Consider the following 22,574-nt stretch of genomic DNA (forward strand, 5'->3'; position numbering starts at 1 on the left):
GTAACAGATCCGGGCTTCGCCAATACTTGACCTCGCTCAATCCCTTCACGGTCAACACCGCGAAGCAGAGCACCAATATTATCACCCGCTTGACCTTGATCTAAAAGCTTACGGAACATTTCAACACCTGTGACTGTTGTCTTAGATGTTGGACGAATTCCGATAATCTCGATTTCTTCCCCAACCTTAATAACACCGCGCTCAACACGACCCGTAACAACTGTTCCACGACCTGAAATCGAAAAGACATCTTCTATCGGCATCAAGAATGGTTGATCAACAGGACGTTCAGGGGTTGGAATATACTTATCAACCTCACTCATCAAAAGACGAACCGCATCTTCACCAATGCTTTTATCCTTGTCCTCAAGGGCAGCCAACGCTGAACCTTTAACAATTGGCACATCATCACCAGGAAAATCATATTTAGATAAAAGTTCCCGAACCTCAAGCTCTACAAGATCTAAAAGTTCGCTATCATCAACCTGATCAACTTTATTAAGAAAAACAACAATCGCAGGAACACCAACCTGACGGGCTAGCAAAATATGCTCACGCGTCTGAGGCATTGGGCCATCAGCCGCAGAAACAACCAGAATAGCACCATCCATCTGAGCTGCCCCTGTGATCATGTTTTTCACATAATCTGCGTGTCCGGGGCAATCAACGTGGGCATAGTGACGATTTTCTGTTTCATACTCAACGTGGGCTGTAGAAATGGTAATTCCACGGGCGCGCTCTTCTGGTGCTGCATCAATTTGGTCATATGCTTTAAACTCACCAAAAAATTTCGTAATCGCTGCTGTCAATGATGTCTTCCCATGATCAACGTGACCAATCGTACCTATATTAACATGCGGTTTTGTACGTTCAAATTTGCTCTTCGCCATTGCTATTAATCTCTTGTTTTATTCTCTATCTTTGTTAGCACCTAGAAACAGGCCTGCAAAACTGAATTCAACTGGACCGTACACCAAGCCCAATCACCACAACTCTTAACCTTAGACGGAAAATCCCGCCCACTTTAATAATGGAATACCTTCCATCATACCTACTTGCCTAATCATCAACAACCATTTGGAGCGGGTAGCGGGAATCGAACCCGCATATTCAGCTTGGAAGGCTGCTGCTCTACCATTGAGCTATACCCGCATGATCCACCTACTAACACTCCTTCGATGAATGGTGGAGGGGGTTGGATTCGAACCAACGTAGCATACGCAACGGATTTACAGTCCGCCCCCTTTAACCACTCGGGCACCCCTCCATTACACCGGCAAAGTCGCGCGATGAGGCATCACGACAATCATCTCGAACACCCATTCAATTCAATCTGATTGCGAAGTGGTTATGACGATTACGATTGTATCTGTCAACAGAATAAATACAATTCTGTACAAATTTCCTGCTCATATTTTTAAATCATAGATTTTTTCTAGCACTTTTTCTTATTAAAACGCTATAAAGAAGTTATGAAAGAAAAAACATCACAAAATTCTCATTATGCTCGTTTACGTCGCCGATATCGGGATACGAAAGGCTCTCCTTCTCGATCTTCCACAAATCTGAAGAAGGGAGCTGCTTCTTTACAGCAAGGGATAATCCATCTTTATGGCATTCATGCCGTTCAGGCTGCTTTAAAAAACCCAAAAAGAATTTTTAAATGTCTGTACGTTACACAAAATGCCTTAAAAAGATTAAATATATCCGAATCAGATTATCCTTGCTCTGTTAAATTATGCGCCCCCAAATATCTTGATTCGCTTGTTGGAAGTGAGGCAGTTCATCAAGGGGTTGTTTTGGAAACCTCTCCTCTCAAACCATGCAAACTATCGGAATTAACCAATACTGATCTGGTCATTGTCATGGATCAAATTACTGATCCACATAATGTTGGCGCTATTATGCGCTCTGCCGTTGCATTTAAAGCGAAGGCACTTATTACCACTTTCCGTCATTCTCCCCACGAAAGTGGCGTTCTTGCAAAAGCAGCATCAGGGGCTCTAGAAATGATTCATTATATTACCGTACGAAACCTCGCTGAAACTCTTCAAGAACTCCACCAAACAGGTTTTACAAGCTTTGGTCTCGATTCAGAAGGGGATCAACCTCTAGAAACAACATTAACAGGGAATAAAATTGCTCTTGTTTTAGGAGCAGAAGGTAAAGGTTTACGAAAAAAAACACGTGAAACCGTTTGTGCTCTAGCGCGCCTTGATATGCCTGGAAATATTAAATCATTAAATGTTTCAAACGCAGCAACAATAGCGCTTTATGTGGCGCATAAATATCTTAGATTCTAGTTTTTAATTTTTTTTGTGAAACATCAAAAAAGCCAACCAACAAAAAACCCGCTAAAAACCCGCCAATATGCGCTTCCCATGCTATTGAGAGACCATTTTCTTCAAACAGAATGGAAGAAATACCTATGATAAAATCAGCTGCCAGCCATACACTTATATAAATAAGTACGCCTTTGGAACAAAGGGCTTTTTTGATGGATAATAAAGACCCAAAAGGTTTTTCGTTCTGCGCATTGACACCTAAATAGCTGCTAGGGAAACCGTAACGTGCAATAGCTCCCATCATTCCAGATACGGAACCTGATGCCCCAACAAGTGATATGATACTTTCTTGATGAAATGTAAAATAAGTCAAAACAGAAATAACTGCCGTTAACACCCAAAAAACTAAAAAACGTAAAACACCAAAATGCCTTACTAAAGGAGAGCCAAAAACCAAAAGCCAAACCATATTAAGAGCAACATGTTTAAAACTACCATGCATAAATGAATAACTCACCATGGTATAGAAAAATGCGATAGGATCCTTCTTAAACAATGCTGGTGTAAATGAAAAAAACTCAAAACTCTCAATATAAAGCTGACGAGAAAAAAAATACTGAGGAATGCAATAAAGACAAAAACAAAATGCTATCAAGACAACAATAATAAACGGAACATTCAATAAAGGTTCTTTAGATTGTCTCGGCAATCGGGAAACATTCTTATATTGATGACGAGAATCTTTCATTATATAAAATCTCATATTCTTTAAAATAACTGGTTATTCTTTACACAAAATAAAGATACTACTATCCAAGTAATAAGGAATCTTTTAGCGCCTCTTAGCCCCCCTTTTTAATCTTCAATAGCTCACCGTAAAAACATGTGTCTCTTATACAAAAGATTTTGAAAAGTATGGATATCAAAAATATGATTCACAAAATGAGCGATATCCTGCTTATTGAAATATGAAGGTTTTCACGCAATATGCAAGAGCTTATGAATAAAGAAAATCACTTATAAAGCAGTCTATAATGAAAATGTAAAATACATAAATATTGCTTTTGCCAGAAATGTACCAATTTTTGCATTTTTTAATCAACCTATACTTCAATTGAAACTTTAAATAATCTTAAACTTCAATTGTTCCAACAACAGCGCTTGAATTACTTCTACTTTTTGAATAAAAAAGAAATCTCCATGAGAAGAAAGGCTCACCCAACACAGTTGTTTTCTCTCGATATAATCATTGGTGTTTCATAAATTACGCAATTGAATCAATCAAAACCATTCGCTTGCACATTACAAGCGGGAAGAGTCGTGTTGATAAAAACTGTACAAGAGAGGAATAAAAATATCTCTTATGAAGAGTCTTCAAGTGCCAAGGACTATCCGGTAATATTGGGCGCTGGCAGAGTGTGTGATGGTGTCTACTTGCTCCTTTACATGCGTAAAGGGAGAGAATACTCAATGGATTTATCGTTATAACATTCATGGGTTCTGTTGCAAAACGGATGTGACGAGCCTTAAGAGAAGAGGTCTCTTTAAAACAAGCCCGTAAATATGTAATACAATGACGTTCTGTTTTTCATGAGAGATGCAACCTATTCAATGCAAAAGAGTCAATTCATCTCTTGAACAAATATAAACAAACCTTTCATTTCTACCTCTAACAGATATAACTCAAGAATTTTTTCTATGGAACACTCAAAAAAATACGTTGATTTGCATAGTGAATCCTTGGATTTAAACGTTTCATAAGAGAAACTTTCATTCCTTTCTTAAACAGTAGTATTCACACGTCCACCGCTTGTAACAAATAAGGCAATAATTTTGATCGTTTCAATATAAGAAAGTTTGAAATGAGAAAATCATAGAAATGCGAACCTCTCATTCAAATTGTAAAATGATAAATCATCATTATAAATCAATGTATTATAAATAGATAACACACTATTCCTGAAGAGGTATATTTTGGGAATTTTGCTTGCAATCTTTTAACCACACATCATAAATAGGATGTTCAACAGCGTTCAAACCAGGACTATCTGCAAACATCCATCCTGTAAAAATACGCCGTATTTTTTTATCTAATGTTACTTCGTTGACTTCCACAAAACCTGTTGTACGCGTTGGTTCATCTTTAGAGCTCGTATAACAAGCACGGGGTGTTACCTGTAATGCACCGTACTGATAAATTTCACCAAGAGAAACTTCAAAACGTGTCGTCCGCCCCGTAATTTTATCAAGACCTGCAAAAACTGCAATTCCATTGCTAATACGCTCAGCCCGCCCCCCACTATTTAAGAATAAAAATACTAAAATTCCTATTAAAAAAATATGTATAAAATGCCTTAACCTTAACAATAAAAAAAAACTCACCATATCAAAACCAATCGCACCTTAAAAATAACTTTTGTCATAACGTAGAGCCAAACAAAACAAAAATACACGCGCCCATTAAAACATTTTATTTTTTAGGTGACCACGCATCATAATCTTCATGCACACAAGGACGCTCATCATTGTAAGGAATAGCCCCCTTTGGCCGATAAGCCTCACTTGTTCCTGTCATATTTGCGACATGAGGTTTTTCCCATTCATAGGGATGATAATCTTCTTGGGTTGGTGGACACTCAAAGCGATGATGAATCCAGCCGTGCCAACCTGGTGGAATAGTAGAGGCTTCAGAATAGTCTTTATAAATAACCCAACGACGCGGATAACCATCCTTATGAAGTCCCCCTTCATAATATATATTCCCAAATTGATCTTCCCCTATCCGCTTACCTTTGCGCCATGTAAAAAAACGCGTACCAATGGTATTACCACCCCACCACGTAAAGATTTGCTTAAAAAAACGAGCCATTTTCTATTCCATTTCTTCAGCATACTCATGAAATCAATCGCTGGAATAAACTTGCTAATGCTTGAAATTACCGAAAAAGTTACTGGTAATTCAGCCGCAACTTCAATTGATAGGATAACTCTCCATCCCTTAATTTCAAGAAGATATCATATTTATAGATTCTTCTCCACCCCATAAAATTTAATCTATGCCAAGTTTCATCTTAACCAACTCATTAACAGTTTGAGGATTTGCCTTACCCCCAGTTGCTTTCATTACTTGTCCAACAAACCAACCAGCTAAAGCAGGTTTTTGCTTTGCCTGCACAACTTTATCATAATTATTGGCAACGATCTCATCAACTGCTCTTTCAATAGCCTTTGTATCTGTTACCTGCTTCATATTGCGCTCTTCTACAATTTGGCGTGGATCTCCCCCCTCATTCCAAACAATCTCAAAAAGATCTTTGGCAATTTTTCCAGAAATTGTTCCCTCTTTTATAAGATCAATAATGCTTCCCAACTGATTTGGCGATACTGGTGATTCTTCAATTTCACGATTATCTTTATTTAAAGCCCCTAAAAGATCATTAATCACCCAATTGGCAACTATTTTTCCATCACGCCCATACGCTACTTCTTCAAAATAATCAGCAATAGCTTTTTCTGTCACAAGAATGGAAGCATCATACACCGTCAATCCCATTTCCTTAATAAAACGTGCTTTTATCGCGTCAGGTAATTCTGGTAAATCCGCTGCCAAAGCATCCACAAATGCTTGATTAAATTCTAATGGTAAAAGATCAGGATCAGGGAAATAACGATAGTCATGCGCTTCTTCCTTTGAGCGCATAGAGCGGGTTTCACCTTTAGTTGCATCAAAAAGCCGAGTTTCTTGCTCTATGATGCCGCCATCTTCTAAAATTGCGATCTGACGACGCGCTTCATACTCAATCGCTTGACCAATAAAACGAATAGAATTAACATTTTTTATTTCACAACGCGTTCCAAAATCTTCACCAGGACGACGAACAGATACATTAACATCCGCACGCATAGAACCTTCATCCATATTGCCATCGCAAGTCCCTAAATAACGGACAATCGTACGTAATTTTGTCATATAAGCTTTGGCTTCATCTGATGAGCGCATATCAGGTTTGGAAACAATTTCCATAAGAGCAACACCAGAGCGATTAAGATCCACGAAAGACATCGTTGGATGTTGATCATGCATCGATTTCCCAGCATCCTGTTCAAGATGTAATCTCTCAATTCCTACTTCGATATCCTCGAACTGGCCATTCGAATCTGGACCAACAGATATGATAATCTTCCCCTCTCCTACAATGGGATAGCGAAACTGAGAAATCTGATACCCCTGCGGTAAATCTGGATAAAAATAATTTTTACGATCAAAAACAGATTTTAAATTAATACGCGCTTTTAATCCCAAACCTGTTCGAACAGCTTGACGAACACATTCTTCATTCAAAACTGGCAACATCCCTGGCATAGCCGCATCAATAAGTGATACATGATTGTTCGGCTCTGCACCAAATTTGGTTGATGCTCCTGAAAAAAGTTTCGAATTTGATATGATTTGCGCATGAACCTCCATGCCAATGATGACTTCCCAATCACCTGTAACGCCAGAAATAAAACGCTTAGAATCAGGAATACGCGTATCAATGATGCTCATTGCCAATCCACTACCAATATTTTAAAATCTATCCCATGGTTTATCTAAAACCGTTCACAGTGCAAGCTCAAAATACAATCTCACAACAAGTCCGATTTTATCGGGCTTGTTATGTTTGCATAAATATTAAGCTTTTTTAGGAGCCTTTTTCTTAGCTGATGTTTTTTCTGCAGACTTTTCTTTCACAGTAGATTTTTTCTTTGCCGGCTTTTCTTCAGGGAGATCTAATTCATCATATTCTTTCATCAACTCTTCAATCGTCACTTCTTTATCTGTGACTTTTATCTGAGCTAACAAATGATCAATAACCTTTTCTTCAAAAATCGGAGCACGTAGATTTTCAACAGCTTCCGGAGTCTTCCGGAAAAAGTCCATAATCTCTTTTTCTTGTCCAGGATACTGACGAACTTGCTCAAAAACAGCCGCTTTTAGTTCATCTTCATTAACTTTAACACCAACCTTCATTCCAATTTCAGAAAGTACCAAACCAAGACGAACACGACGTTGTGCAAGGATACGATACTCCTCCCGTGCCTTTTCTTCTGTAATACCCTCATCCTCAAAACTACGTCCAGCCTTTTTCAAATCATCATTAACCTGAGCCCATATATTATTGAACTCAATTTCTAAAAGTCCTTCAGGAATCTCAAAATCATAATCAGCATCTAAAGCATCAAGAATTTGACGCTTAACTTTTTGACGTGTCATTGAACCGTATTGGCTTTCTATCTGCCCACGAACAACCTCACGCAAACGATCTAGAGATTCTAAACCAACTTTTTTCGCCGCTTCATCATCAATTTTTAATTCATCTGGCTTAAAGACAGCTTTGATAGTAATGTCAAACTCTGCTTCCCGTCCTGCCAAATGTGCCGCACTGTAATTATCAGGAAATTTAACAGAAATTGTTTTTGTATCCCCAGCTTTCACACCAACCAATTGCTCTTCAAAACCAGGAATAAATTGTTTGGATCCAAGAATTAGTTGTGCATCATTATCTGCTCCACCTTCAAATGGAACCCCCTCAAGCTTACCCAGATAGTCTATGGTAATACGATCACCTTCTTCAGAAGATCCCTCTTTTAGGGAATAATTACGCGTAGAAGAAAGGACACGATTGACTTGCTCATCAATATCCTTTTCAGGGATAGCTGCAATTTCACGAATAACCTCAATATGTTCAAAGTCCTTAATTTCAATTTTTGGTAAGACTTCATACTTTAAACTAAAAGTAAAATCGGCTTTTCCATCTAAAATTTTTTCATCTTCATCGATATCAATTTTCGGCTGCATCGCTGGACGTTCATTACGGTCCGCTAAAATAGAACGTGGCGCATCACTGAGTATCTCATTGAGAATCTCTGCCATAAAAGATTTACCATACATTTTTCGCAAATACCCACCCGGCACCTTACCAGGACGAAAACCATTAAGTCTGATCTTACCCTTGGTATCATCCAATCGTTCATTCAATTTTTCTTCTAAATCTTTCGCTGGAACCACGATCTTAATTTCGCGCTTCAGTCCTTCATTAAGCGTCTCGGTAACCTGCATTAAACACCTTCATTTTTCTAAGGAGAGGGATAAACCCACTCTAATCATCATTACATTCTAACACTTCAAGTGTTACATTACCATGAAGCGGAATTCCAGACACGTAGAAATCCGTAGCACTTAAGGGATTGCTTTGGTGCGGATGGAGGGACTCGAACCCCCACGGTCTCCCGCCAGAACCTAAATCTGGTGCGTCTACCAATTTCGCCACATCCGCTCAAACTTAGTAAGCTAATGACCTTATACAAGCGGCGTTTCTATACCATTAATTATAGAAAAAAAGCAAACAAATATATTAAAAAAACTCAATACACCTCATTCTTACAAAGAACAAAAACAAAATCTATGCTTTTCATACACGGCGGCTTACGCTAAAAGTCGATTATGTTAAAGATATTTGATACTCCAATTCATATTATCGGTGGCGGTCTTGCGGGGTGTGAAGCAAGCTGGCAAATCGCTCAATCAGGAATTCCTGTTATTTTGCATGAAATGCGCCCCCAAAAAAAATCAGACGCCCATAAAACCGGTAAATTGGCAGAACTGGTTTGTTCAAATTCATTCCGTTCTGATGATTCATCAACAAATGCCGTAGGACTTTTACATGCTGAAATGCGATTAGCAAAATCATTAATTATGGAAGCTGCTGATGCCAACCAAGTCCCTGCTGGGAGTGCCCTTGCTGTTGACCGTGATGGATTTTCAAAAACCGTGACATCAGCACTTGAAAGCCATTCACTCATAACGATCAAACGCGAAGAAGTTCAAGAAATTCCTAAAGATTGGAAACATGTTGTCATTGCAACGGGGCCCCTTACCTCACCAGCACTTGCTCAAGAATTAAAAGCAATAACCGGTATAAAAGCTCTTTCTTTTTTTGATGCTATTGCACCTATTATCCATACCGATAGTATTGATATGAATATTTGTTGGTATCAGTCTCGCTACGATAAAATTGGTCCTGCGGGAACAGGAAAAGACTATCTTAATTGTCCCCTCAACAAAGAACAATATGAAACATTCGTTGAAGCACTAAAAAATGCAGAGAAAACAGAGTTTCGCGACTTTGAAAAAACGCCCTATTTTGATGGATGCCTCCCTATCGAAATTATGGCTGAGCGCGGACTTGAAACTTTAAGACATGGGCCTATGAAACCTATGGGCTTAACCAATGCCCATAATCCCACCGTTAAACCCTATGCTGTCGTTCAATTACGCCAAGATAATAAACTCGGAACGCTTTACAATATGGTCGGCTTTCAAACAAAACTGAAATACGGTGAACAAGTCCGCATTTTTAGAATGATTCCTGGTCTTGAAAAAGCAGAATTTGCACGTCTTGGTGGTCTTCACCGCAATACCTATCTCAACTCTCCAATCATTCTTGATCAAACCCTTCGTTTAAAACAAAAAAAACAACTACGCTTTGCAGGACAAATTACCGGATGTGAAGGTTATGTAGAATCAGCAGCTATAGGGCTTCTTGCTGGACGTTTTGCCGCTGCAGAATATCATCACAACTGTCCTTGCCTCCCCCCACACACCACGGCATTCGGAGCTCTTTTGAATCACATTACGGGGGGACACATTATCGATGAAGAAGCAGAAAGGCAGTCTTTTCAGCCAATGAATATCAATTTTGGACTCTTTCCCCCTATTACTTCTATTAAACATTCAGGAAAACGCTTGCCAAGTAAAGAAAAAAAATTAGCAAAAAAACAAGCTATAACAGCGAGAGCTCTCAATGATTGTATTCAGTGGTTAACAAATAAAGAATCAAAGAACTCCTGTTTATAAAAAAAACACGCGATTCGTCACTCATCCCATCTACGAATAGATCTCTATGATTCTCATGAAAAAAATCATTCTAAAGCCTTGTTAAAACACTATCTCACTCAATAGACGCTGTTCTACACTTCATCATTTATTTAATAATGTAAAAGATATGAAATAATTACATCAGTATATTATAATAATAAATAGTTGAAAATAATACTTTATTTTTAATATTAATATTTTTCTACCCTATTTATTATTTGATAATAGTTTTTTTTAATTTTTACTTCCTTTGTTAATATTTATGAGCCCCTCTTATTTTAACTTTTGTGTGATGAAAAAAATTTTATGATGAATAAAAAATACTCGCTTGCATAGCGCAAGGGAAATAAAAATATTTAAGACAGAGTTGAATATATCTTTTCCAGCTCAAGTGCTAAAAAAAATCATAATACTGAAATTACAATGCAACTTTATAAATTTACAATGCATTGCTTCATAATAATAATTTATCTTTTTCTATAGTGATTGAGAAACCTAAGTATCGTATTTTTTTTGTTTCAGACTCTCTTATAGTCAATCAATAAAGACCATCTACTTAGTCAGTCAATTAGGCTGCGTCACACAAGCGAGGTTGGCTATTCTAAGTTAAGAGAACTACTAAAGAAAGGAATAAAAATGTCCCGTATGCACCCTCTCAAATGCCGAGAGCTAGTCGCAACATTATAGAAACTGAGAAAAATAGTATGATGGTGCCAATGTGCACCTCTATTAAGCGAAAAAATGGCGGTTTATGTAGGTTTTATACATTTCACAGAATGTTTTGTCTTATATCATTTACAGATACTGTTCTGAACAAACACTTTAGCTCTTTCACATATAAAAGTTAACGCCATATTTTATAAGCCACACAATGCTTCATTATTAAAGTGAAATATTTACTGAAAAGGCTAAAAATTATACATTCCAAGCCTATGGTATTTTATGCAATTTTTACAATCATTTTCAAAAACATTAGCAATTCATAAAATAAGAAAAATGGTACAAAGACCTCAAATTTCTATATGAAAAACATGTACAATATATCTGTTAAAAAAATATCTGTAAAAAAAACCCGCTTATAAATAAATCGGGTTTTTTTAAATGTTGTTTAAATTATTTTTTATTAACTGCTTCTTTAAGGCTTTTTCCTGCAGAAAATTTAGGTACAGAACGTGCTGGAATATCAATTTCAGCACCAGTTGAAGGATTACGCCCCTTTGTCGCAGCACGATGAGAAACTTCAAAAGAACCAAAACCTGGAAGACGAACATCGCCTCCTGAAGCCAAAGCTTCTGTTACAGAAGCCATAAAAGCGTCAACAACAGCACCAGCTTGCGCTTTCGAAACACCTGCCTTTTCAGCAACGGAACTAACCAATTCACTTTTATTCATGAGATATTTCCTTTCCCTATATTACACAACATGACCTAATCATGTTATTGGTTAGTTTATTGAAAAGTACAGCAAACAGAAGTCTTATTTTTATCCAAAACATTGTTTTTTTAGCAATAATCACAGTTATTCACGGAATTTTTCACTTTTTTTAACAAAAAAACAGAATAATAACCACAACAACACCTTCTGCCCCTTTAAAAATGCCGTTATAAACGAGATGAGTGAATCAGTGCGCAATCTGTATTCCTTCACTATCGCTACTCTCTGACCGGATAGGAACAGCCGCTGTAGAAGGTTCTTTCCACTCAATAGTGTCAGGGGAATGAACCAAAGCGTGTTTCAAAACTTCACTCACATGATTTACCGGAATAATTTCCATGTTATTTTTGACATCGTCAGGAATATCAACCAAATCTTTTGCGTTTTCTTCAGGAATAAGTACTTTTTTTATCCCTCCTCGAAGCGCAGCTAGGAGTTTTTCTTTTAATCCACCAATTGGTAAAACACGTCCACGTAAAGTAATTTCACCAGTCATTGCAATATCTTTATGCACAGCTATTCCTGTAAGGACCGAAACAATTGCTGTCACCATTGCAATCCCAGCAGATGGACCATCTTTCGGTGTCGCCCCTTCTGGAACATGAACATGGATATCGCGTTTTTCAAAAAGTGGAGGTTCAATACCAAAATCAACAGCACGAGAACGTACATAAGATGCTGCCGCAGAAATAGACTCTTTCATAATATCACGCAAATTTCCAGTTACAGTCATCTTGCCCTTTCCCGGCATCATCACGCCTTCAATAGTCAATAACTCTCCACCCACTTCTGTCCACGCAAGGCCTGTCACAACACCAATGTGATTTTCTCCTTCAATCTGATTATAGTGATAGCGTTTAACACCCAAGAAATCATTGAGATTATTTTCTATAACTTTTACAGATTTTTGATGCGTTTTGAGAATTTTTGTAACAGATTTACGGGCAATTTTCATGAGTTCACGCTCAAGATTACGAACACCTGCTTCACGTGTGTAAAACTGAATAATCGACCTTAGTGCTCCATCAGAAATGCTGAGTTCTTTTTTAGACAAACAGTGATCTTTGAGTGCCTTTGGTAAAAGATGCTGCTTAACAATTTCCATTTTTTCACATTCAGTATAACCAGCAATACGAATAATTTCCATTCGATCCATTAACGGACCTGGAATATTAAGCGTATTGGCAGTCGTGATAAACATGATATCAGAAAGATCATATTCAACTTCCAAATAATGGTCAATGAATGTACCATTTTGTTCAGGATCAAGAACTTCTAATAAAGCAGAGGAAGGATCTCCACGAAAATCTTGTCCCATTTTATCAATTTCATCAAGCAAGAAAAGCGGATTAGATTTTTTTGCTTTTTTCATAGACTGGATAATTTTTCCAGGCATCGAACCAATATATGTTCGGCGATGTCCGCGAATTTCTGCTTCATCCCGTACACCTCCCAACGAGATACGAACATATTCACGCCCCGTCGCCTTTGCAATAGAGCGCGCTAATGATGTTTTCCCAACACCAGGAGGACCTAACAAACAAATAATGGGACCTTTTATCTTTGACGCACGACTTTGTACGGCCAAATATTCAATAATTCTCTCCTTAACTTTTTCAAGACCGAAATGTTCATTATTCATGACCTTTTCAGCAAAATCTAAATTGTTTTTAATCTTAGATTTTTTACCCCAAGGCATTGCTAATAACCAATCAAGATAGTTACGCACAACCGTCGCTTCCGCAGACATAGGAGACATATTCCGTAATTTTCTCAATTCTGCTCCAGCTTTTTCCCGTGCTTCCTTGGAAAGTTTTGTATTCTTAATACGGTCTTCGAGTTCAGAGAGCTCATCGCGACTATCATCCCCTGCTCCTAACTCTTTTTGAATAGCCTTCATCTGCTCATTGAGATAATATTCCCGTTGGTTTTTTTCCATTTGCCGTTTAACGTGTGAACGAATACGTTTTTCAACCTGCAAAACAGAAATTTCTCCTTCCATGAAAGACAGAACACGCTCAAGACGGGCTCGTACAGGTAAGAGCTCTAATATTTCCTGTTTTTCTGCAAGTTTAATCATCAAATGAGAGGCAATCGTATCAGCAAGCTTAGAAGGATTATCAATCTGGCCAATCGCATTGACAACTTCAGGAGAGATTTTTTTATTAAGCTTTACATAGTTTTCAAAATAAGCAATCACCGACCTTGAAAGAGCTTCAATCTCAACATCACTCTCTCTAGGTTCTTCTGTAACAGTTGCAAAAGCCTGATGATAGCCTTCACTTAAAGAAAATTGACTAATTTTTGCACGCGCAGTCCCTTCAACCAAAACCTTTACAGTGCCATCAGGAAGTTTTAAAAGTTGAAGAATATTCGCAAATGTACCAATATGATAAATATCTTCTGATTTTGGATCATCATCAGAAGCATTTTTTTGTGTCACCAAGAGTATTTGCTTGTCAACCGTCATCGTTTCTTCAAGAGCACGAATCGATTTTTCGCGGCCCACAAAAAGTGGAACAATCATATGGGGGAAGACAACAATATCACGAAGAGGTAAAACAGCATAAACCCCATCTCTTACTTCATCTGTCTTTTCATCAATATATTGCATAACTCTCCTTTCTGGAGCCTATGAGCTATCTACAACACCAAGCCCACCCTTAAGAAAACCTCAGCTCTCCACAATACATGAAGTGGTAATTGGTAACATATAAATCAAGCATTATAACGATATTATTAGAAACACCCATTAAATACCGTTCATTACCACTTTTTATATCGTATATTGCACCACGTCATGCTGATACATTTTCTTTATCTTCTGCACGTTCTGAGTAAATATAAAGAGGACGCGCTTTCCCATCAACGACATCACTCGAAATAACCACTTTTTGAACGCCTTCAAGAGCTGGTAGTTCAAACATCGTCTCAAGAAGGATCTTCTCCATAATAGAACGTAAACCACGTGCGCCAGTTTTACGTTCAATTGCTTTCTTCGCGATAGCACGTAAAGCATCTTCATGAAATGCTAACTCAACATTTTCCATTTCAAAAAGACGCTGATATTGCTTTACCAATGCGTTTTTAGGTTGTGATAAAATTTGCACGAGGGCATTAATGTCTAAATCCTCTAAGGTAGCGACTATAGGAAGACGCCCAATAAATTCTGGTATTAAACCAAACTTTATAAGATCTTCAGGCTCTAAATCACGAAAAATTTCACCAACACAACGTTCATCAGGGGCCTTAACAGTCGCAGAAAAACCAATAGAAGTTTTTTCACCACGCCCTGAAATAATCCGCTCTAAACCTGCAAAAGCTCCCCCACAAATGAATAAAATATTTGTGGTATCAACCTGAAGAAACTCTTGTTGCGGATGTTTACGTCCACCTTGTGGAGGAACAGAAGCAATCGTTCCTTCCATAATTTTTAATAACGCTTGCTGAACCCCTTCCCCAGAAACATCTCTTGTAATAGAAGGATTGTCAGCTTTACGAGAAATCTTATCAACCTCATCAATATAAACAATACCACGCTGCGCACGTTCAACATTATAGTCCGCCGCTTGAAGAAGCTTTAAAATAATATTTTCAACATCTTCCCCCACATAACCTGCTTCAGTCAAAGTGGTCGCATCCGCCATCGTAAAAGGGACATCAATAATACGAGCTAATGTTTGTGCAAGATAAGTTTTACCGCAGCCCGTTGGACCAACAAGCAGAATATTTGATTTAGCCAACTCAATATCATTGCTTTTAGACTGATGCGCTAACCGTTTATAATGATTATGGACTGCAACAGAAAGAACACGCTTTGCATGCTGCTGACCAATAACATAATCATCAAGAACTTTTATAATTTCCTGTGGGGTCGGAACACCATCACGCACCTTAACCCCAGAAGACTTATTTTCTTCCCGAATAATATCCATGCAAAGCTCTACACATTCATCACAGATAAATACAGTAGGCCCCGCAATGAGCTTACGCACCTCATGCTGACTCTTGCCGCAGAACGAGCAATAGAGAGTATTTTTTGATTCGTTCCCGCTATTGCTAATTTTGCTCATTTTTCTTTCCTTTCACCACGATATATGAATACTTCGCTTTTTCAAAGGAAGCTTTTCATCATGAAAACTAAAAGACATATAGAAAACCATGAATGTCTCAATATTTTTAGGTGTTTCTCTTAATTTTTGCGATATTTTCTATAAAACTCTTTATCTAAAGTAGATGTTTTTTCTATAAAAATTCTTAATCTTTTTCTTCTTTTTCAGTTTCTGCACGATAGTGTATAACATCATCAACTAAGCCAAACGCTTTGGCCTCTTCTGCTGTCATAAAATGATCGCGATCAAGCGTTCTCTCAATAACCTCATAATCTTGACCTGTATGTTGAACATAAATTTCATTTAAACGCCGTTTCATCTTTATAATATCTTGTGCATGTCGCTCAATATCTGAAGCCTGACCTTGAAAACCACCAGATGGCTGATGCACCATAATACGCGCATTTGGCAATGCAAAACGATGACCTTTTGCTCCAGCTGTTAACAATAACGATCCCATAGATGCCGCCTGCCCCATGCAAAGCGTAGAAACAGGAGGACGAATAAACTGCATAGTATCATAAATAGCCATACCAGATGTTACGACACCACCTGGAGAATTAATATAAAGACTAATTTCTTTTTTAGGATTTTCGGCTTCTAAGAAAAGTAATTGTGCACAAATAAGCATTGCCATACCATCTTCAACAGGACCATTAATAAAAATAATCCGCTCCTTTAAAAGACGGGAAAAAATATCATAAGCCCGTTCACCACGATTGGTTTGTTCAATAACCATAGGAACAAGGCTTAATGCTGTTTTCATTGGATCACTCATATTTTTACTTTCCTTGTCATATAACAATCGCTTTTTACACAATCAATATTTTTATCCATAGGCTAACATTACTCTTTTGTGCAAGCGACAATCAAGAGCCATCTAGGATAGATTAAAATCTCAATGGTTAAAATAGCAATAATAACTCTACCTAAACAAATCATGAACTTCAGGAATGCGAGAGACTGCCCAATGGTAAAAACTTCCTTCCTGAGGTCTTTGCGTGGTCTTGGTTTTTCTGTGAATATGAAATCCTATCAAACGTGAATCTGTAAGCGGTTTTACGCCAAAAGCTGATTCAAAGATGTATTCAGTTTTTCGTCCAGTCCAATAATAAAAAGTTTCCTTTTCCTTTGCCTCGTGAAAAAAACTATATCGTTTTGCTAATCGTGAAATACCGTCATTGCCAAATATCGTAACGCCAAGATTTGCGGGTAAAACTGGCATTTTTTTTCTCTTTAACCAGAATGGTCTCCAAACACGACGCTTAAACCCAAGCCAATGAGGGATCATTTCTGTCCCTGCCCAATAATCTTCAAACACTTTTATAATAGGGTTATCTGGAGGAAAATAAAGGGCAGAAACGCCTACTCTTATATTATTTTCTCTTGCCAACCAAACCTTATTCGCATCGGGGTGAAATTGTTTAACGAGGTAAACATCTGTATCCAACCAAACACCTTGTTGATATTTCATCAGCATAACACGAAAAAAATCCGAGAACTGAACAATTGTACATCCTGGTTTATTATCAGAAAAATTGGGATCAAGGCGATAAATTGCTGAACGTGGTAAAATTGATTCGGCTTCAAGCAACTCAACACCAGCAGGTAAATTGTCTATTTCTTTATCATAACTAAAAAGCTTAACGCGCTGACCAGTTTTGACCATTGAGGACAAACAAAGCCTATCCACCAATCTTAACTGTCCACTATACCAAAAAGTACAAATATCCATAAATAATATATCAAAAATATTCCAAACTTACGCGAAAAAGTTGTTCAACATCACGAACCCTATCAGCAAGGGCAAAAATCACTATTCTATCACCAGACAAAATACGCGCTTCTGCTGAAAGCTGTATGATTGTCTTATTACGATAAATTGCCCCAATTCTCAAACCATCTGATAAATTAAGCTCTGATAATGACTTACCAACCAATGAAGATGTTTGCATCACTTCAGCTTCAATAATTTCTGCTCGACCATTAAAAACTGAATGAACAGAACGAATACGCCCACGGCGCATTTGTTGCAAAATTTTCGATATTGTAACGCTATGGGGATTAAGATAGGCATCCACACCAACTGCACGGCTAAATTCTTGGTAGGCAACATTATTAATCAACACCATATTGGCTTTACAACCCAATCTTTTAGCAATAATAGCACTTAAGAGATTAACCTGATCCTGATTGGTTAATGTAATCATTAAATCGGCCTGATCAATTCCCGCATCTTGAAGAATCACTGGATCTAACACGTTACCATATAAAACAGTTGTTTTCTCAAGCTGATCAGCAATTGTGAGAGCTCTTTCTCTCTGCGATTCTATAATCTTCAATTTTAATTTATGGAGACGCTTTTCAATAGCCTGAGCAACATAAAGGCCAATGTGACCACCCCCTGCAATAATCATGCGGTGCGCATCTTGTTCTTTATGACCAAAAAGTCCAACAGCACGACGCATCTGCTCACGAGCAACAACAAGATAGGTTATATCACCAACGCGTAATTGCGTTTCTGAATGTGCAATCAATAATTCCGAACCACGTTTAATAGCGGTAACCGTCGTGTGAAGATCTGGAAAAAGCTCTGTTAATTGACGCAAAGGTGTATTAATAACAGGACAATCTTCCATACATTCCAAAGCTAGTGCAACAATATCATCATTACAAAAATAAAGAACATCTATTGCACCAGGCAGCGCAATACGACGTAAAACCATTTCCCCAACTTCAACTTCTGGCGAAATAACCACATCAATGGGAATATTTTCTCTGGAAAAAAGCGTCTTATAGCGTGGTTCTAAATAAGATTGTGATCGGATACGAGCAATTTTTGTGGGAACATCAAATAATGAATGGGCGACCTGACAAGCGACCATATTCACTTCATCAAACAAAGTAACAGCAATCAACATATCAGCTTTGTCTGCATCTGCAGCCAAAAGAACTTCAGGACGAGAACCGTGACCAACAAAACCTCTCACATCCAATGTATCGCGAATTTTTTCAATTAATCTGGTTTCAATATCGATAACAGTAACATCATGATTTTCAGCAGCAAGACGCTCTGCTATTCCATAACCAACCTGTCCTGCACCGCAAATAATAACACGCATTTTTTAAGAAACTCCAAGCGCTTTAAGCTTACGATGCAAAGCTGAACGCTCCATGCCTATAAATTCAGCAGTACGCGATATATTTCCACCCAAACGCCCAATCTGCGCCACTAAATATCTCTTTTCAAACAATTCCCGTGCTTCACGCAACGGTAAATCCATGATACTCTCATCTGAATCCATTTGAAGAAGTGGTAAAGGATCACTCACTTCACTGGGAAGAAAATCTGCTGTTATAGGACCATCACCATCCCGTACAAGAATAAGAAGACGCTCAATATTATTCCGTAATTGCCGTACATTACCCGGCCAAGCATGCGTTTGCAAAATAGCAATCACATCATCACTGATTTCACGCGGCTTAATTCCAACCTGCTGTGATATTGTTTTTACGAAATGATGGACAAGTTCTGGAATATCTTCACGACGGGCTGAAAGAGGTGGAACAGTAATAGGAACGACAGAAAGGCGATGGAAAAGCTCTTCTCTAAAGCGCCCGTCAGAAATAAGGTTTTCAAGATTTTGTGCTGTTGAAGAAATGATACGAACATCCACCTTAACACGTTTTGTACCGCCAACTCTCTCAAATGTCTGTCCCGTTAACACCCGAAGAATCTTACCTTGAGTTTCACGGGGCATATCAGCAATTTCATCAATATATAATATTCCACCATGAGCTTCCTCTAAAGCACCGATCTTGCGCTCTCTTCCCTCCATTTCGCTGCCAAATAACTCTATTTCCATTCTTTCCGGCGTAATCGTTGCTGCATTTATTGTAACAAATGGCCCATTCGAACGTGTTGAGAGCGCATGAATAGTTCGTGCAACTGTCTCTTTTCCAGCCCCTGAAGGACCTGTTATCATGATGCGACTATTGGTTGGCGCTACTTTTTCTATGATTTGACGCAAATTTCTTATAACTGTCGATTTTCCGAGCAGCTCCAATGTCTCGTTTGAACGTTTTCGCAATTCTAAAAGCTCACGTTTTAAATTTGAGTTTTCAAGCGTTCTCTCTGCAACCAATACAAGTCTATCAGCTTTAAAAGGTTTTTCAATGAAATCATAGGCCCCGCGCTTTATAGCAGAAACAGCGGTCTCAATATTACCATGACCTGAGATCATAACGACTGGAAGAGCTGGATATTGCGTTTTAATTTCATCAAGCAATGCTAAACCATCGAGGCGACTTCCCTGTAACCAAATATCTAAAAAAATGAGCTTTGGAATACGCTCACTAATTTGAGCTAATGCTTCATCAGAGTTACAAGCAACACGCGTTTCATAACCTTCATCATCTAAAATACCAGAAACAAGCTCACGAATATCTGCTTCATCATCAACAATCAAGATATCTGATACCATACTATTCCCCTATCTTATGATTTATAGCTTGTATAATATTACCCTGCTTACCCCCATCTGAGGGAAATATCAAACGGATCATCGCTCCACGCCCTTCATAAAAACTCTCCGGTGCATCATGAAGCTCCATGGAACCACCGTGATCTTCAATAACTTTGCGCACAATGGCTAACCCGAGCCCTGTTCCTTTCTCCCGCGTTGTTATATAGGGTTCTAATAACTTTTGTCTTTGCTCTTTAGGAAGTCCTTTTCCGTTATCAATAACATCCACAACCACCCATTCTTCTTGCCGGTAAGAACGGACAAGAATATGACCGTGAATAGTCTCCTCTCGCATAACCGAATCTATGGATTCGCTTGCATTTTTGATAACGTTGCAAAAAGCCTGTACAATGAGACGGTTATCAAATGCCCCCATAAGGGGTAGACTCCCTAAGTCTTGCTCAAAATAAATATCATGTCGCGTCACTTCTATCAAGAAACATGCTTCACGCAACAATTCACGTATATCTAAAACATGCATTTGTGGTTTGGGCATACGTGCAAAAGAAGAAAACTCATCAACCATACGCCCAATATCTCCAACTTGGCGAATAATTGTGTCAATACACCGCTCAAAGACCTCTCTATCTTGTGTAATAACTTTGTTATAACGTTTACGAATACGTTCAGCGGATAACTGAATAGGTGTGAGGGGATTTTTAATTTCGTGTGCAATGCGCCGTGCAATATCCGCCCACGCTGCTGTACGTTGCGCTGCAACGAGGTCTGTAATATCATCAATTGTTAGAACCCAAGATTGCCCTTCTCCATCATCCTCTTCCATCGTAACTTGGACATTACAGACACGCTCTTTTCCTGCAACGTTTAAAGTAACCTGCTCACGATGATTTTTACGACCTAATGAACGCGCAAACTGAAAAACCTGCCAAATTTCAGCACTTAAAGATAAAAGACTTTGTCCAACAACCTGTTCAGAACGAATATCAAACATCGTTTCAATAGACCGATTGATAATTGTAATATCACCATTATCATCTATTCCTGCTACTCCCGCTGTTACACCCGATAACACAGCTTCAGAAAAACGCCGTCTCTCATCAATTTGATCACGCACTGCAATCAACTCATTGCGCCGACTTTTCAATTCACTGACCATGTAATTAAAAGTTTTGGATAATTGCCCAATATCTCCATCTTTTGCTCGTACTGGCACAAAAATTTCCATATTTCCAGACGCAACGTCATCAGCAGCACTAATGAGAAGACGAATAGGGCGAACTAAACGATCAGCAACAGCAATAGCTGCCCAAATGGAAGATAAGAATAAACTAAAAAAAAGACATAAATAAAGCATACCAAATGCAATTTGTGTCAACAGGCGATTTTCATTTAAATCACGATAACGATCCGTATTAACTTCTGTCAAACGCAAAGCAGATAAAACGCCTTTATCAACGTCACGCACCAAATATAAAAATGTGTTTGGAATATTGTTAAATTTTAAAATAATACCAAAATAATCATGAACGCCTGGTTGAAAAGAAAAAGGCCTCGCACTGGTTGCACGTTCAATAAGATTGGACGGAGGAATTGGTAGTTTATCCTCATCACCAAGAGCACTCGATACAAAAATAGTTCCGCTAGAACTTAACAAAAATGCACCACGCAAATTGCGTCCTAAAGCATGACGCGTCAATTGCATCCGATATTCAGCTGGATTACGTTCTAAAAGTTTTTTGTTATCAAGTGCAAATGCCATAGCGTAAGATAAATTTTTTAAATTTTGAAGCATTTCATCTGCATAAGCATTTGCTAAATCAATAGAAGAACCTACAATTTGCCGCGTTGTTGTATCAAACCATCGGTCAAGTCCTAAATTGAGTGCTGGCCCTGATACAAGAGCGACAGCAACAGCTGGCATGGTTGCAACAAGTGCAAACAATGAAATAAGGCGCACATGAAGACGCGAGCCTGCACGCCTTGAACGCCACGCACGAATGATGGGAATCATCTCATAAAAAACGATGACAACAAGCCCTAAAACCCAAAAACTATTAATCCCTATAAGAATAAGGGTTACTATTCTACTAGGAACAAAAGGGGTTAATCCGATAAGAATAATAAACGAAACAGAGGCTGTAAGTAAAGCCAATACAATAATTGCAATCCCTAAAAAGATATATACCTTACTTAATCGATACAATTCATCGTTATAAGTATTTTTATCGATGTCTTGAAGATTCGTCACAGCAGTTGTATTCATCATAAGCTTACAGACCCTTATCCCATTATTCTCATATAACCTTTTGTGACAAAAATTGACAATAATAATACT

At 38.2% G+C, this 22,574-nt stretch carries 16 protein-coding genes and 3 tRNA genes; 2 read left to right on the top strand and 17 right to left on the bottom strand.

All coding sequences use genetic code 11. The annotated features are described in order from the left end of the window. From tuf to PVV57_RS01240, 3 genes are all read right to left on the bottom strand, one after another. Positions 1–890, bottom strand: an 890-nt coding sequence (gene tuf, locus PVV57_RS01230) for an elongation factor Tu (RefSeq protein ID WP_273783286.1), incomplete at its 3' end; no start/stop codon positions are given. 188 nt (positions 891–1,078) lie between these two features. Next, positions 1,079–1,152, bottom strand: a tRNA-Gly gene (locus PVV57_RS01235). A gap of 31 nt (positions 1,153–1,183) precedes the next feature. Beyond that, positions 1,184–1,267, bottom strand: a tRNA-Tyr gene (locus PVV57_RS01240). 205 nt (positions 1,268–1,472) lie between these two features. On the opposite strand from PVV57_RS01240, the gene PVV57_RS01245 reads away from it, so the two are divergent. After that, positions 1,473–2,303, top strand: a complete 831-nt coding sequence (locus tag PVV57_RS01245) for an RNA methyltransferase (RefSeq protein WP_273718577.1) — start codon at positions 1,473–1,475, stop codon at positions 2,301–2,303. Here PVV57_RS01245 and PVV57_RS01250 read toward each other — a convergent pair. The 6 genes from PVV57_RS01250 to PVV57_RS01275 form a co-directional block, all read right to left on the bottom strand. After that, a complete protein-coding gene (locus PVV57_RS01250; RefSeq protein ID WP_273718576.1) occupies positions 2,293–3,033 on the bottom strand; it encodes a rhomboid family intramembrane serine protease in 741 nt (246 codons plus the stop codon). The genes PVV57_RS01245 and PVV57_RS01250 overlap by 11 nt on opposite strands. Positions 3,034–4,238: 1,205 nt before the next feature. Further along, on the bottom strand, positions 4,239–4,670 hold the full coding sequence (locus PVV57_RS01255) for a DUF2155 domain-containing protein (RefSeq protein WP_273718575.1): 432 nt from the start codon (positions 4,668–4,670) through the stop codon (positions 4,239–4,241). Between the two features lie 85 nt (positions 4,671–4,755). Then, positions 4,756–5,154: an NADH:ubiquinone oxidoreductase subunit NDUFA12 gene (locus PVV57_RS01260; protein WP_273718574.1), complete on the bottom strand. Its 399-nt coding sequence runs from the start codon at positions 5,152–5,154 to the stop codon at positions 4,756–4,758. A gap of 180 nt (positions 5,155–5,334) precedes the next feature. Continuing rightward, positions 5,335–6,834, bottom strand: a complete 1,500-nt coding sequence (gatB, locus tag PVV57_RS01265; protein WP_273718573.1) for an Asp-tRNA(Asn)/Glu-tRNA(Gln) amidotransferase subunit GatB — start codon at positions 6,832–6,834, stop codon at positions 5,335–5,337. A 126-nt stretch (positions 6,835–6,960) separates the two neighbouring features. Further along, positions 6,961–8,388 (bottom strand): trigger factor, encoded by a 1,428-nt coding sequence (tig, locus tag PVV57_RS01270; RefSeq protein WP_273718571.1) that lies wholly within the window; start codon positions 8,386–8,388, stop codon positions 6,961–6,963. A gap of 134 nt (positions 8,389–8,522) precedes the next feature. Further along, a tRNA-Leu gene (locus PVV57_RS01275) sits at positions 8,523–8,605 on the bottom strand. A gap of 167 nt (positions 8,606–8,772) precedes the next feature. On the opposite strand from PVV57_RS01275, the gene trmFO reads away from it, so the two are divergent. Beyond that, positions 8,773–10,185, top strand: a complete 1,413-nt coding sequence (gene trmFO, locus PVV57_RS01280; protein ID WP_273718570.1) for a methylenetetrahydrofolate--tRNA-(uracil(54)-C(5))-methyltransferase (FADH(2)-oxidizing) TrmFO — start codon at positions 8,773–8,775, stop codon at positions 10,183–10,185. Positions 10,186–11,319: 1,134 nt separating this feature from the next. On the opposite strand, the gene PVV57_RS01285 is transcribed toward trmFO, so the two are convergent. The 8 genes from PVV57_RS01285 to PVV57_RS01320 all read right to left on the bottom strand — a co-directional run bounded on the left by PVV57_RS01285 (position 11,320) and on the right by PVV57_RS01320 (position 22,502). Next, positions 11,320–11,598, bottom strand: coding sequence for an HU family DNA-binding protein (locus PVV57_RS01285; RefSeq protein WP_012231443.1), 279 nt, complete (start codon positions 11,596–11,598; stop codon positions 11,320–11,322). Between the two features lie 229 nt (positions 11,599–11,827). Further along, positions 11,828–14,254, bottom strand: a complete 2,427-nt coding sequence (gene lon, locus PVV57_RS01290) for an endopeptidase La (protein ID WP_273718567.1) — start codon at positions 14,252–14,254, stop codon at positions 11,828–11,830. A 184-nt stretch (positions 14,255–14,438) separates the two neighbouring features. Continuing rightward, positions 14,439–15,713 (bottom strand): ATP-dependent Clp protease ATP-binding subunit ClpX, encoded by a 1,275-nt coding sequence (clpX, locus tag PVV57_RS01295; protein WP_273718565.1) that lies wholly within the window; start codon positions 15,711–15,713, stop codon positions 14,439–14,441. A gap of 184 nt (positions 15,714–15,897) precedes the next feature. Further along, positions 15,898–16,530, bottom strand: a complete 633-nt coding sequence (clpP, locus tag PVV57_RS01300) for an ATP-dependent Clp endopeptidase proteolytic subunit ClpP (RefSeq protein ID WP_273718563.1) — start codon at positions 16,528–16,530, stop codon at positions 15,898–15,900. A 147-nt stretch (positions 16,531–16,677) separates the two neighbouring features. Next, positions 16,678–17,487 carry a hypothetical protein gene (locus tag PVV57_RS01305; protein WP_273718562.1) on the bottom strand — a complete coding sequence of 270 codons (810 nt, stop codon included), beginning with the start codon at positions 17,485–17,487 and terminating at the stop codon, positions 16,678–16,680. 10 nt (positions 17,488–17,497) lie between these two features. Continuing rightward, entirely contained in the window at positions 17,498–18,874 is a 1,377-nt protein-coding gene (gene trkA / locus PVV57_RS01310; protein WP_273718560.1) for a Trk system potassium transporter TrkA, read from the bottom strand. Between the two features lie 3 nt (positions 18,875–18,877). Beyond that, on the bottom strand, positions 18,878–20,236 hold the full coding sequence (locus PVV57_RS01315; RefSeq protein WP_273718558.1) for a sigma-54 dependent transcriptional regulator: 1,359 nt from the start codon (positions 20,234–20,236) through the stop codon (positions 18,878–18,880). Between the two features lies 1 nt (position 20,237). Further along, positions 20,238–22,502, bottom strand: coding sequence for a PAS domain-containing sensor histidine kinase (locus tag PVV57_RS01320; RefSeq protein WP_273718650.1), 2,265 nt, complete (start codon positions 22,500–22,502; stop codon positions 20,238–20,240). Positions 22,503–22,574 lie beyond the last annotated feature (72 nt).

The organism is Bartonella sp. AU15XJBT (assembly GCF_028618615.1).
Lineage (GTDB): Bacteria > Pseudomonadota > Alphaproteobacteria > Rhizobiales > Rhizobiaceae > Bartonella.

What these genes read in the sequence shown, in the direction of transcription:
- PVV57_RS01245 (WP_273718577.1), top strand. Translation starts at nt 1,473, where the DNA reads ATGAAAGAAAAAACATCACAAAATTCTCATTATGCTCGTTTACGTCGC.
- PVV57_RS01250 (WP_273718576.1), bottom strand. Translation starts at nt 3,033, where the DNA reads ATGAAAGATTCTCGTCATCAATATAAGAATGTTTCCCGATTGCCGAGA.
- PVV57_RS01255 (WP_273718575.1), bottom strand. Translation starts at nt 4,670, where the DNA reads ATGGTGAGTTTTTTTTTATTGTTAAGGTTAAGGCATTTTATACATATT.
- PVV57_RS01260 (WP_273718574.1), bottom strand. Translation starts at nt 5,154, where the DNA reads ATGGCTCGTTTTTTTAAGCAAATCTTTACGTGGTGGGGTGGTAATACC.
- gatB (WP_273718573.1), bottom strand. Translation starts at nt 6,834, where the DNA reads ATGAGCATCATTGATACGCGTATTCCTGATTCTAAGCGTTTTATTTCT.
- tig (WP_273718571.1), bottom strand. Translation starts at nt 8,388, where the DNA reads ATGCAGGTTACCGAGACGCTTAATGAAGGACTGAAGCGCGAAATTAAG.
- trmFO (WP_273718570.1), top strand. Translation starts at nt 8,773, where the DNA reads ATGTTAAAGATATTTGATACTCCAATTCATATTATCGGTGGCGGTCTT.
- PVV57_RS01285 (WP_012231443.1), bottom strand. Translation starts at nt 11,598, where the DNA reads ATGAATAAAAGTGAATTGGTTAGTTCCGTTGCTGAAAAGGCAGGTGTT.
- lon (WP_273718567.1), bottom strand. Translation starts at nt 14,254, where the DNA reads ATGCAATATATTGATGAAAAGACAGATGAAGTAAGAGATGGGGTTTAT.
- clpX (WP_273718565.1), bottom strand. Translation starts at nt 15,713, where the DNA reads ATGAGCAAAATTAGCAATAGCGGGAACGAATCAAAAAATACTCTCTAT.
- clpP (WP_273718563.1), bottom strand. Translation starts at nt 16,530, where the DNA reads ATGAGTGATCCAATGAAAACAGCATTAAGCCTTGTTCCTATGGTTATT.
- PVV57_RS01305 (WP_273718562.1), bottom strand. Translation starts at nt 17,487, where the DNA reads ATGGATATTTGTACTTTTTGGTATAGTGGACAGTTAAGATTGGTGGAT.
- trkA (WP_273718560.1), bottom strand. Translation starts at nt 18,874, where the DNA reads ATGCGTGTTATTATTTGCGGTGCAGGACAGGTTGGTTATGGAATAGCA.
- PVV57_RS01315 (WP_273718558.1), bottom strand. Translation starts at nt 20,236, where the DNA reads ATGGTATCAGATATCTTGATTGTTGATGATGAAGCAGATATTCGTGAG.
- PVV57_RS01320 (WP_273718650.1), bottom strand. Translation starts at nt 22,502, where the DNA reads ATGAATACAACTGCTGTGACGAATCTTCAAGACATCGATAAAAATACT.